7 protein-coding genes and 1 tRNA gene are annotated in these 12,527 nt (G+C 33.1%); 2 read left to right on the top strand and 6 right to left on the bottom strand.

The window, feature by feature from the left end; translation table 11 throughout:
• Window positions 1–2: 2 nt before the first annotated feature.
• Window positions 3–1,172 (bottom strand): hydroxymethylglutaryl-CoA synthase, encoded by a 1,170-nt coding sequence (locus ACO5J6_RS00310; RefSeq protein ID WP_485641305.1) that lies wholly within the window; start codon window positions 1,170–1,172, stop codon window positions 3–5.
• A gap of 335 nt (window positions 1,173–1,507) precedes the next feature.
• Between ACO5J6_RS00310 and ACO5J6_RS00305 the strand changes: the two genes are divergently transcribed.
• Window positions 1,508–3,610, top strand: a complete 2,103-nt coding sequence (locus ACO5J6_RS00305; RefSeq protein WP_485641303.1) for a M13 family metallopeptidase — start codon at window positions 1,508–1,510, stop codon at window positions 3,608–3,610.
• A gap of 56 nt (window positions 3,611–3,666) precedes the next feature.
• Window positions 3,667–3,750 (top strand) — tRNA-Leu (locus ACO5J6_RS00300).
• Between the two features lie 286 nt (window positions 3,751–4,036).
• On the opposite strand, the gene ACO5J6_RS00295 is transcribed toward ACO5J6_RS00300, so the two are convergent.
• The 5 genes from ACO5J6_RS00295 to ACO5J6_RS00275 form a co-directional block, all read right to left on the bottom strand.
• Complete coding sequence (locus ACO5J6_RS00295) at window positions 4,037–7,276, bottom strand: glycoside hydrolase family 2 TIM barrel-domain containing protein (protein WP_485641301.1); 3,240 nt, start codon at window positions 7,274–7,276, stop codon at window positions 4,037–4,039.
• 4 nt (window positions 7,277–7,280) lie between these two features.
• The gene (locus tag ACO5J6_RS00290; RefSeq protein ID WP_485641300.1) at window positions 7,281–8,114 is read right to left on the bottom strand and encodes a carbohydrate ABC transporter permease; all 834 of its coding nucleotides are present in this window, start codon (window positions 8,112–8,114) and stop codon (window positions 7,281–7,283) included.
• Window positions 8,111–8,980, bottom strand: coding sequence for a carbohydrate ABC transporter permease (locus ACO5J6_RS00285; RefSeq protein WP_485641298.1), 870 nt, complete (start codon window positions 8,978–8,980; stop codon window positions 8,111–8,113). Before ACO5J6_RS00285 ends, ACO5J6_RS00290 begins: the two co-directional genes overlap by 4 nt.
• Window positions 8,981–9,003: 23 nt before the next feature.
• Window positions 9,004–10,278 (bottom strand): ABC transporter substrate-binding protein, encoded by a 1,275-nt coding sequence (locus tag ACO5J6_RS00280; RefSeq protein ID WP_485641296.1) that lies wholly within the window; start codon window positions 10,276–10,278, stop codon window positions 9,004–9,006.
• A gap of 106 nt (window positions 10,279–10,384) precedes the next feature.
• On the bottom strand, window positions 10,385–12,379 hold the full coding sequence (locus ACO5J6_RS00275) for an elongation factor G (protein WP_485641294.1): 1,995 nt from the start codon (window positions 12,377–12,379) through the stop codon (window positions 10,385–10,387).
• Between the last annotated feature and the right edge of the window lie 148 nt (window positions 12,380–12,527).

The following is a 12,527-nucleotide window of genomic DNA, read 5'->3' as shown; positions in this document are numbered from 1 at the left end:
TGTTATCTTGGATTATATTTATAAATTCTTTTATGATTTTCTATTTTTTTTAAGGAAAATAGACTGTTATCGTCAGGAAATTCAAAATTACCGTTTTCATCCGGAGAAATTTTCTCAAAAAACATTTTTTCATATTCTTCGATTGACAATCTATGACGTTTGGAAAAATCATCATTTCTATTACTACGGAGATTGTTTTTAAAATTTTCAGCTAAAGTCCCGCTAAATATTTCACATACGGCACCGCTACCGTAACTGTATAAGGCAATATTATCTCCGCCTTTAAGAGTTAGACTGTTTTCAAGTAATGACAGCAAACCTAAATAAAGTGAACCTGTATATATATTTCCAATTCTACGGCTATAAATTATGGAGCTGTCGAAATTATCCAGTAATCCGGCTTTCAAAGTTTTATCTGTGGATTTCAATAGCAGAGAATGAAGTCCTTTGAGTCCCAGTTTAGGATAGGGAAGGTGAAAACAGAATGCTGCAAAATTTTCCAAAGTTTTATTGTTTCTTTTGGAGTATTCTTCCCAAGTTGTAACTAAACAGTCAAGATACTGTTTCGCAGAAAAATGCCCGTCTACACAGGGATATTCAGAGTAGTTGGGTCGCCAGAAATCCATAATATCTCGTGTCTGATAAACATTGTCATCATTTAAAATAAGAATGGAGGGATTTTTCTTTATGAGCATTGCACAGCCCCCTGCTCCCTGTGTGGATTCCCCTGATGAATTTATACCGTATTTTGCTATATCTGCAGCAATTACTAGAACGGACGAATCAGGATTTTTTTCTATGTGATTTTTAGCAAAAGAAAGTCCGGCAGTAGCCCCGTAACATGCTTCTTTGATTTCGACAGAACGGACAAAAGGCTGTATTTTCAGCAAATTATGGATAAATACCGAAGCGGCTTTGCTCTGGTCAATGCCTGATTCTGTACAGAAAATTATCATATCTATATTTTCTCTGTCCTCATCATTCAGAAATTCATAAGCAGCAGTAGCCCCAAGTGTTACTACATCCTGACTGGAAGGAGAGATACTCATTTCAATCTGCATAAGTCCTTTTGTAAATTTGTTCGGACTTACATTTCTTCCTACAGCCAAGTCCTCAATATTTAAATAATATTTGGGCATTGCAAATCCGATTTTATCAATTCCTATTTTCATTTATATGCCTTTCCTGTTTTAATAGTATTATTAAATTTGTCAGATTTTAATTTTTCTATAAAATCATACCATAAAAACACAAAATTTTAAAGTATATTATTTTTTTAAAATCAAAGATATTTTTTGAAACAATCTTTAATCAAATAAAATTTTAATAAATATTTATAATTAAAAACTAATACTATATATGTTATACTATAAACATACTGGAAAAAACAGAATAAATAAGAGCATATAAATTAATTGGATTGTTTATTCTGTAAATATAGTATATGTTATTGGAGTGAATAATATATACTAAAAATAAAATATAACGAAAAGAAAGGATTTGAATTATGAGAAAATTATTAGTAATTTCACTATTTTTAGTGTGTATGGGAATAACTTATAATACTGAAAAATCTAAAAACAGTAAAAATGCTGTTCAGAATACTGAAAAAAAAGTAAGTGAAAAGAATGAGGATAAAAATATAACAACTTATAAGGGAGATAAAGAACTTGTGAAAGATTTAAGTAAAAATATAAAACCTCAGGATGATTTTTATAAATTTATAAATGAAAACTGGGAAAAAAGAACACAAATTCCTTCTACAAAACCTGCTTGGGGTTCATTTACGGAATTATTTGAAAAAAATCAGGATTTTTTGAAAGAAATGATTAATGGGCTGAAAAAGAAGAAATTATCTGAAAATTCAGATGAAAAAAAGATACTTACCCTTTATAATTCTTATTCTGATATGAAAAGAAGAAATAAAGAAGGGATTTCTCCCCTGAAAAAAGATGTGGATAGAATAAATGCCATAAAAAATATAAAAGATTTTGAAAAATATACAATAGAAGTTACGAAAGAAGGAGGAGGAACTTTATACAGCTGGGGAGTAGGACCGGATTTAAATTCATCCAAAGATAATGCTGTTTATCTTGGTTCAGCAGGATTAGGGCTTTCAAAGGATTATTATCAAAAAGAAACGGAAGAAAATAAAAAGATTATTCAGGAATATACAAAATATATCAGTGATATGCTAAGTTATTTGGGAGAAAAAAATACGGAAGAAAAAGCAAAAAAAATAGTTGAATTTGAAAAACAAATGGCGAAAACACTTCTTACAAATGAGGAAAGCCACGACATAAAAAAAAGAAATAACCCAAGAAAAATAGATGAACTGTCAAAAATAGTTAAAAACATCGATTTGAAAAATTATTTGAAACAGTCGGGAGTAAATACTGACAAAGTCATTATTTCGCAGCTGAAATACTATGAAAACCTGGATAAGTTTTTAAATGATACAAATATGGATATAATAAAGGATTACTTGAAGTTTCATTTGATTTCTTCAGCTTCGGGATTATTATCAGATAAACTTGCAGAAAGAAAATTTGCATTTTATGGAAAATACTTAAACGGTCAAAAAGAAAGAGAAATTCTTGAAAAAAGAGCGTTAAATTTTGTAAGCGGAACATTGGGAGAAATGGTCGGAAAAGTTTATGTGGAACAGAAATTTCCACCCGAAGCCAAAGAAAATGCGAAAGAAATGGTAAGTTATATTTTCAAAGCATTCAGAAACAGAATAGAAAATCTCACATGGATGAGCAGTGAAACTAAGAAAAAAGCCCTTGAAAAATTAGGAAAAGTAACAGTAAAAATAGGATATCCTGATAAATGGCGTAATTTTGATGAGTTGATTATAAACGAAAAGGATAATTTATATACACAGCTTGAAGGTATATCCAAATGGAGCTATAAGGAAGAGCTGAAAAAAGTAGGAAAACCTGTGGACAAGACAGAATGGTTCATGAGTGCAAATACTGTAAATGCCTACTATTCTCCTACAGGTAATGAGATAGTATTTCCTGCGGGAATATTGCAGTTTCCTTTCTATGATTATAAAGATTTAGGTCCGGGAAGTAATTTCGGAGGAATAGGAGCAGTTATAGGTCATGAAATTACACACGGATTTGATGTATCAGGAGCAAATTTTGACGGAGACGGTAATGTGAAAGACTGGTGGAGTAAAGAGGACAAAAAGAAATTTGATACAGTTACGGAAAAATTGGCGGAGCAGTTTTCAGGATATTCTGTTGCCCCTAATGTAAATGTAAACGGTAAATTTACATTAACTGAAAATATAGCGGATCTTGGAGGAGTAAATATAGCTTTTGATGCGTTGCAACTATATTTAAAAGATCACCCTGAAAAAAATATAAAGGAAAACGGATATACTCAAAATGAGTTATTCTTTATGAATTTTGGAAGAATATGGAGACAGAAAGCAACGGAAGAATATCTAAAAAATCTTGTAAAATCTGACCCTCATTCTCCTAATTATTTCCGTGTAAATGGACTTCTTATAAATATTGACGCTTTCCATGATACATTTAAAACTAAAAAAGGAGATAAACTGTACAAAGAACCGAAAGACAGAATAAAAATATGGTAAAATTTTAAAAAATCTTATTGCAAAAAAATATAAAATAGTGTAAAATAACAAAGGATGCGAGTGTGGTGGAACGGTAGACACGCTGTTTTCAGGGAGCAGTGGCAATAGTCGTGTGGGTTCAAATCCCACCACTCGCACCATTTGAGAAAATAAGAGTTTTAGAATATATAACAAAAACTAAAAATCGAAAAAAATACTTTTGCCAACAAATTTGCCAACAAAAACGATAAATGTTGAAAATAAAAGAAATAAATATATTTTTACAATGTCTAAAATGGTATATTACTCAAATATAAATATATCTGATAAATTTTAAAAGAGGCTTACGCCTCTTTTATTTTTAGTTATCTCTTTTTTCCAATAAAAATAATATTTATTAAAAAATTTCAAATTTGAATGTATCTATTATAGTATTTATTTATCATTTTATTCGTCTTTAGAAAAAACCGAGAATTTAAATGAAAATTCAAAATCCTTACAGTAAAGTCTGTATTTTTTAAGAGTTTCTTCTCCGCAACTTGCACTGCCTAAGCCATATTGTTCCATATCAATTTTTAACTGGAGAAAATCTGCTTTTTTCAAATCATAAGTGTGTCCTGCTTTTTCAATATTTTCAATAGTGTATTCACTTATACCGAAATCAAATTTATTATCAAGGGTTTCAAAGCATATTTTTACATTTCTGTCGTCATTTAGCGAAAATCTTTTTACATTATATCTGTTTCCATTTTCCTGCGGGAAAATATAAGGAGTATACATATCTTCGACTTTTTTATTCCATAAATCAAATTTAGCACCGCTACACGAATCGATGTAAGTTTCATATGGACCTAAACCTAACCACTGAACATTTCTGAAGCGTTTATTGATATTCATAATAACTCCTATTCTTGGCAATGTTTCAGGTGTGTTTCCGTAGGTTTTTCCCGATATATCCATTTTGACTACGCCGTTTCTGTAAACAGTATATCTGTAATTGACTTTGTATCCCCAGTCTATAACGGGAGGGGCTACATCGGCAGAAATATTTATTACGATATAGTTCTCGTTTTTTTCAGAGATTTCAAAATTTCTTATATTATGTTGGATTAGATGAATACATTTTTCTTTCCAGTGATTTAAAACTTTTTTAGCACCGAATTCTTCGATTCCCAATATGTCATTATCAATAGGAGCTCTCCATAAATTCAGTATCGGTCCGTCCTCAAATATATGTATTCCGTCATAGCAGCAGCTTTTTATTTTTCCTTTATTTTTATCAAAAATTATTTGTCTATTGAAAAAGTCTATTTTCAGCTCGTTTTCCGTTTCAGTAATATCAAACATATCAGGAGCATTTTTTAGACAGATATTATTGTCGTTATCAGTATTATTTGACGAAATAATATTCATTTGGTCTAAATTTTTTTCGATAAATTTTTCAGAAATTTTTTCCTGATGAAAAGCCAGTTCCGTTCCTGCTTTCAAAAGACCGATATTTTTTTTCAGTGTCCATGAAAAAATGATATAATATTCGCCTTTCCGATTAAGAAGGAAATTGTTGATATTTATCTTGATTTTTCCTTTTTCCGAAGGATTTATACTGACATTTTCAAGGTAACCGCTTTGAATAGTTTTTCCGTCTTTTTTTATATCAAAACTGCATATAAAATCGTCAAGATTTATAAAATCATATCTGTTTTCAACTTCATATTCAGTTTTTTCAGGATTTAGTGCAGTCATTTTTATAGGCTCGATAGCTTTCTTGTACTCGGCAAGAGCAGGAGAGGGAATTCTGTCGGGATTTACAAGTCCGTCTACGACAAAATTTCCGTCATTGGGAGTATCTCCGAAATCTCCTCCGTAAGCAAAATATTTTTCTCTGTTTTTATCCACCTGTAAAATACCATGGTCGCACCATTCCCAGACAAATCCGCCCTGTAGTCTTCTTTCCCTGTATAATAGCTCCCATAGCTCTTTTATGCCTCCCGGTCCATTTCCCATAGCGTGGAGATTTTCACACATAATATGAGGTTTTTTCAGGAAATTCAGTTTGGCAACTTTTTCCATTGTTTCGATAGAGGTATACATCGTGGAATGTACATCGGAGCTTTCAGGATCTCTGTCGGGAAGTCCGTCATTATTTTCAAAGATTTCCCTTGTTTCTCCTTCATAATGAACTAACCTGCTGTCATCACGACTTTTCATATAATCAGCCATAGCAGTGTGATTTTTTCCGTAGCCCGATTCATTTCCTAATGACCACATAATAATTGACGGATGATTTTTATCCCTCTCTACCATTCTTTCAGCACGGTCAATAAATGCAGGTTTCCATTCTTCAAGATTATTCAGATAATTTCTTTTATTTATAATATCAAAACCGTGAGTTTCGAGGTCTGCTTCGTCTATTACATAAAATCCGTATTCGTCGCATAAATCATAAAATTTAGGATTGTCAGGATAATGGGAAGTACGTATGGCATTGATATTATGTTCTTTCATCAGTTTCAGATCTTTCAGCATATCTTCAGTTCTTACACTTCGTCCGTAAATAGGGTGCGACTCGTGGCGATTTACTCCTTTGAGCATAATATATTTGCCGTTAAACAGCATTATTCCGTCTTTTATTTCGACTTTTTTAAAACCTGTTTTTAATGGAACAATTTGTAATATTTTTTCTTTTTCTTTTAGAATGACATATAATTCATATAAATTTGGGCTTTCAGCAGACCATTTCAGTATATTTTCCAGTTCATAATGAAAATTGTATTTTTTAATATTATTTTCTGTGTTATTTTCTAATTTACGGGAGCTATTTAAGTTATAGTTTTCTTTTAAATTATAACTTTCCTTGATAAGGAATTTGTCGGAATTTCTGTCTTTTAAAATAATTTCCAAATAAAAATCATTCAGATTATTTTCATTCACGTCGTTTCTGTTCATATTAGACGCATCTGTGTTATTTATAATATCGACTTCCAAATCTAAAATCCCATTTTTATAAGTTTCATTCAGGGAAGTTTTTGCAAAAATATCATATATATGGCTTTCAGGAGCAGAAGTGATATATACATCCCTAAAAATACCGTTCAGCCACCACATATCCTGATCTTCGAGGTAAGAAAAGACATTCCATTTATGAACTAAGACACAAAGAGTATTTTCTCCCTGAACAATATATTCATTAATTTTAAATTCCGACGGAATACGGCTTCCTTGGCTATATCCTGCATATTTTCCGTTTATCCATACGTGAAATGCACTATCTACCCCTTCAAATTTCAAATACTGGGTATTATCCAAATCAGAAGAGGACATATAAAATCTTCTTCTATATGCCATAGTCGGATTAAGGCTCGGTATATGGGGAGGATTTACGGGGAAAGGATATTGTACGTTTGTATACCATGGCTTGTCATAGCCTTCCATTTGCCAGTTTGACGGAACATATATCAAATCCCAGTCAGTATCGTCAAAATCTTTTGAAAAAAAGTCATCCGGAAAATCGTCAGGATGTTCACTGTACATACATTTCCAGTTTCCATTCAGTAATTTAAAACCTTTGGAAAAATTTCTGTTATAAGTTTCGGCTTTTTCTGCTGTTTCATATCCAAAAAAAGTCGAACGGGGATTTATTCTGTTAATCCCTAAAACATTTAAATCTTCTAAATTTTTTATATTCATAATTTTATCCTTTCACTGAACCGCTGTATATTCCGGCTATAAAATATTTTTGTAAAAACAGGAAGATAATCAGAACAGGGAGAATACTGAAAATAGTACCTACCAGCACTTCTCCGTAATGGACGACCTGTCCTCTCTGAACCATCATAGACAATAATACAGGTAATGTCGTACTTTCCTTATCCTGTAAGATTATAAGAGGCCAGAGGAAATTTCCCCATTGCTGTATAAAGCTGAGTATTCCCAAAGCTGCCAAAGGAGGCAGTGAAGTAGGCAAAATAATTTTGTGGAATATGGAAATCTCACTTGCACCGTCTATTCTCGCAGATTCAAGAAGTTCAGAGGGGATACTCATCATATTCTGTTTCATAAAAAATACTCCAAAGGCATTTGCCAGAGCAGGAATGATAACTGCCGCAGCTTTATTCTGCCAGCCCAAAGCTATGGAAATCCTGAATAACGGAATAAGTGTTACCTGAATGGGAAGCATCATAGTCATAAGGACTATTCCTAAAAGCAGATTTTTGAATTTGAATTCAAATTTAGCAAAAGTGTAACCTGCCAAAGAAGACAGATAAAGTGTCAACAGCGTATAAGTAACGGATATAAACATACTGTTTCCGAATGCTTTCCATATGGGTTGATTTATATTGAGATTTTCAAAATTTTTAAAAAAGTTATTTCCAAAAAATATTTTAGGCGGCAGTTTAAAAATGTCGGTATCTGATAAAGTTGAACTTATTATCAGCCAAACAAAAGGGTAAACGGAAATCAGACAGATTATAATTAGAATGAGATACATAAATGTAATTTTCAGTTTTTTATCTTTTTTCATCATTGTTTACCTCCATTTGTCAGTTTTATCTGAATCAGACTTATAATAAACACAATAGTAGTTATCACATAAGAAACTGCCGAAGCATAGCCGAATTTAAAACTTTGAAAACCGTACTGGTAAATATACATAATAGGGGTAAGGGTCGCATTGTCAGGACCTCCCAAAGTAAGAAGCTGAGGCTCCGTAAACAGCTGTATAGTGCCGATCGTGGACATTATTCCACAGAACAGCAGTATCGGTGTCAGTAGCGGCAAAGTTATATGAAGAAGCTTTGTAACAGCATTTGCTCCGTCAATATCGGCAGATTCGTAAAGAGAATTGTCAATAGACTGAAGTCCTGCCAACAGGATAACCGTATTGTACCCTGTCCAACGCCAAGTTATGGCAATTATGATAAGTATTCTCGCCCACAAAGGGCTGGAAAACCACGGAACAGGATTTAGATGAAAGACAGTGTTCAGCATGTAGTTGATTAATCCGAAGTTTTCATTAAATAAAATCGAAAATACTATCGAATAAGTAACTAAATCTACCAATACAGGAAAAAATATAAAAAGTCTGAAAAGACCTCTGAACTTAAGAAAATTACTGTTCAGAATATTGGCAAGGACAGTTCCTAAAAATAGCATAATAGGAACCTGAACTGCTAATATAAGAAATACGTTCATTATTGATTTCCAGAATATTTTGTCCGACAGTACACGTTTAAAGTTGCCCAATCCTATAAATCCTTGTTCTGAAGTAAATGACAGGAACAATGAATTTAAAATCGGATAAAGCATAAATATAGAAAAAATAATGAAAAATGGTGCCAAAAATAGATAAGGGGTCAATTTTTTTGAATTTAGTGTATTTTTTATTTTCATATTGTCTCCTTTGCTACTTTATCTTATTTTGCTTCTTCCAGTTGTGTGCTTTGGGAAATGGCTGTAGAGGCTTCTTTTAAAGCGGTATTTATATCTTTTCCTCCCATTACCGAAGTAGTCATATTGTTTAAAGGAGTCTGAGCGTCGAGCATTATAGCTCCGTAATTTATTTCAGGAATAGTGTTTGTCAATCCTGCAAAGAAAGTATTTATGTCCATTCCGCCGAAATATTCGTTGTTGACTTTGAAACTCGGTGCGGAGTAATAAGGTGTATATGCAGGGAATAGTCCGAATTCCATCATAATATCTTCTCCTTCAACGGTAGCTAAAGCAAATTTTAAAAATTCGTAAGCAATTTCTTTGTTTTTGGATTGCTCTGATATTATGAGGACAGAACCTCCCAAATTAGCCTGTCTGTTTCCGCCTTTTTCAAATGCGGGAAGTTCTATAAGTCCCCATTTTCCTTTCTGATCGGCAACCGCATTTACCAATGTTCCTGAATACCATACAGGAAAAATGACAGTTGCTATTTTACTGTTATTCAGGGCGATAATACGTCCGTTCCAGTCTTTTACATTAATGAGGATATTTGCAGCCTGCATTTTTTTCATTAGTTCAAAAGCTTTTACAGCTTCAGTGGAATTTACAGAGATTTTATTGTCTTTGACATAAGTTCCTCCGAGCTGGTTAAATAACATATGGAAAAAATCATTGTCTTCCGAATAACCTGTCATATTTACACCGGGATTTGCAGCCTGTATTTTTTTCCCTGCTTCTATAAAATCGTCCCATGTTTCTATAGATTTAGGGTCAATATTCGCTTTTTCAAACATATCTTTTCTGTAATATAATGCTGTAGGACCTATGTCCCAAGGCATAGCATAAATTTTACCGTTCCCTTTTACATTTTCAATGGATGCGGGTAGAAATTTATCAGCCAATCCGTCTTTCTGCATTTTTTCAGTAAGGTCATAAAACTGTTTTGGAAATTTTATTAAAAAGCTTTGAAAATCCCTTGCCTGAGCTTGGATTATATCCGGAGCACCCTGATTTGAAACGAGGGCAGGAGTAAGTTTTGTATAATTGGAATCCGACTCAATTATTTCGATTTTTACATCAGGGTGAGTTTTTTCAAATGCTGTTGCCACTTTTTTCAGAGCGTCTCCCGCATCATTCCATGCTCCCACTTTAAGGACGACTTTTTCACCTTTTCCGCCTGTTTGGGAGCCTTTCTTTTCTCCACCGCATGAAATAAGAAAGATTAATACTAAAATTGATAACAGAAAATTCTTTTTCATTTTATTTTCCTCCTAAAGATTATATTTTATATTAGATATTATGCTTTATATTTTTTCTATCAATTGTAAATTCTATTAATTATAAAATTTCTCATAATATTTCTGATTATTTCTCTTTATCTTTATTTGTTTCGTCAATTATTTTTTTAGCCAAATCATAAGGAACTTCTTCATATTTTAAAAGTTTCATTTCAAAATATCCCCTTCCCTGTGTCATAGCTTTTAAATCATTTGCATATTTAAAAGTTTCAGCCATAGGAGCTTCGGCAGTTATTTTTTGTTTTGTATTTTTGTGGGATTCCATTCCGATAACTCTTCCACGTTTTTTATTTATATCTCCCATAATGTCCCCTATGTATTCTTCGGGAACTATAATTGAAAGCTCCATAATTGGCTCAAGAAGTACAGGTTTTGCTTCGAGCATACCTTTTTTAAACGCAAGATTTGCGGCAATTTTAAAAGACATTTCCGAAGAATCCACATCGTGATAGGAGCCGTCATATAGTACAGCTTTCATATTTGTTACGGGATAACCTGCCAGTACACCGTGGACAAGAGATTCTTTCAGTCCTTTTTCTACCGCGGGAATATATGATTTAGGAACACTTCCTCCAACAACAGTTTCCTCAAATATAAAGTGTTCTTCTGTCGGCATAAATCTGATTTTTACATCTCCGTATTGCCCATGCCCTCCTGATTGTTTCTTGTATTTTCCCTGAACGTCGGACTGACCTGTAATTGTTTCCCTGTAAGGTACTTTCAACTCTTCCGTCTTGACTTCCACACCAAATTTATTTTTCAGCTTTTCAATCAATGTAATTGTATGCAAGTCTCCCTGAACTCCCAATACAGTCTGCCCCGTTTCCATATTTCTGTTCCACATGAATGAGGCATCTTCTTCGAGCAATTTTTGTAATCCTGTAGATATTTTTTCATCATCGGCTTTATTTAAAGGCTTTATGGCTACGAGCATCTGGGCCTTAGGGAATGAAATATTAGGAACTGAAGGCTCTTTTTCACTGTTTGACAGAGTATCCGAAGTTTGAGTATTTGCAAGTTTGGTAAATACTATAATATCTCCGTATACTGCTTTAGGAATGTCGGTGAGTTTTTCCAATACGACAGTGGAGATTTTTCCTACTCTTTCTTTTATTCTTTTGTTTATATTATATATTTCGCTTTCAGGTTTTAATTCCCCTGAAAGAACTTTAGCATAAGAAACTCTTCCGAGAAACGAATCTATGACAGTTTTAAATATTTGACATACAAATTCTTTTTTTTCCGATTTAACTTTTTTATTATCACGAGGAGCAGGCAGATAGTCCCTTATCATATCGAAAGTGGTATGAAGTCCGATATTTTTAAATGTAGACCCGCATACAACGGGAATTACACTTCCATTAAGGACACCCTCTCTAAGTCCTTTGTGGATTTCGGCAGTGGTAAATTCTTCTCCGTTAAAATATTTGTCCATTAATTCCTCACTTGTTTCGGCAACTGCTTCAAGGAGCATATCCCTTACTGTTTGGATTTCTTTATCCATATTATCAGGGATAGAGGCGTTCTGACATTCTTTTCCGTCATATTCTCTCGCGTACATATCTACAACGTTTATATGTCCTTTGAATGCTTCCGCTTTTCCCCAAGGAACGTGGAAAGGAGCAATCCTTTTTCCATATTTTTTTCTTAATTGAGAAAGAGTTTTCTCATAATCGGCTTTTTCACTGTCAATTTTATTTACGAAGATGAATTTGGGAATATTTCTGTTATCAGTCAGCTCAAGGGAAGTTTCGGTTCCTACTGATAAATCTGTCGTTCCGTCTACTATTATGACAGCACCGTCTGCTGCTGCAAGACCTGACTCCAGTTCTCCGAAGAAATCAGTATATCCCGGAATATCGAGAAAGTTAAATTTCAAAGACTGATATTCAACTGCATGTAGAGTGGTGGAACTGCTTATTTTTACATTATCGTTAGGATTTGAAATTCTTGCAGTGAGTCCGGCAGTATATTCCAATGCTTCGGTCATATTACTTTTTCCTGCACCGCTATGCCCTAAAATAGCTACATTCCTAATGCTGTCGCTTTCATAGATTCTCATAAATTTCTCCTTCCGAAGTTATTTCCTGATAATATCGGAGATAGGAATTATTTCAGGATAACTTCTTTTTAAAATAATATAATAATTAATTCAATTTCTTACTCTAATAGTATAACTGGAAAAATTCAAAAAGCAAGAGCAGATAACC

The sequence above is a fragment of the Pseudoleptotrichia sp. genome, assembly GCF_057270515.1.
Note: the sequence above shows the minus strand (reverse complement) of the source record. Positions and strands in the feature narration are given on the sequence as shown.

Coding starts and splice junctions, on each gene's coding strand:
- ACO5J6_RS00310 (WP_485641305.1), bottom strand. CDS start 1,172: ATGAAAATAGGAATTGATAAAATCGGATTTGCAATGCCCAAATATTAT.
- ACO5J6_RS00305 (WP_485641303.1), top strand. CDS start 1,508: ATGAGAAAATTATTAGTAATTTCACTATTTTTAGTGTGTATGGGAATA.
- ACO5J6_RS00295 (WP_485641301.1), bottom strand. CDS start 7,276: ATGAATATAAAAAATTTAGAAGATTTAAATGTTTTAGGGATTAACAGA.
- ACO5J6_RS00290 (WP_485641300.1), bottom strand. CDS start 8,114: ATGATGAAAAAAGATAAAAAACTGAAAATTACATTTATGTATCTCATT.
- ACO5J6_RS00285 (WP_485641298.1), bottom strand. CDS start 8,980: ATGAAAATAAAAAATACACTAAATTCAAAAAAATTGACCCCTTATCTA.
- ACO5J6_RS00280 (WP_485641296.1), bottom strand. CDS start 10,278: ATGAAAAAGAATTTTCTGTTATCAATTTTAGTATTAATCTTTCTTATT.
- ACO5J6_RS00275 (WP_485641294.1), bottom strand. CDS start 12,379: ATGAGAATCTATGAAAGCGACAGCATTAGGAATGTAGCTATTTTAGGG.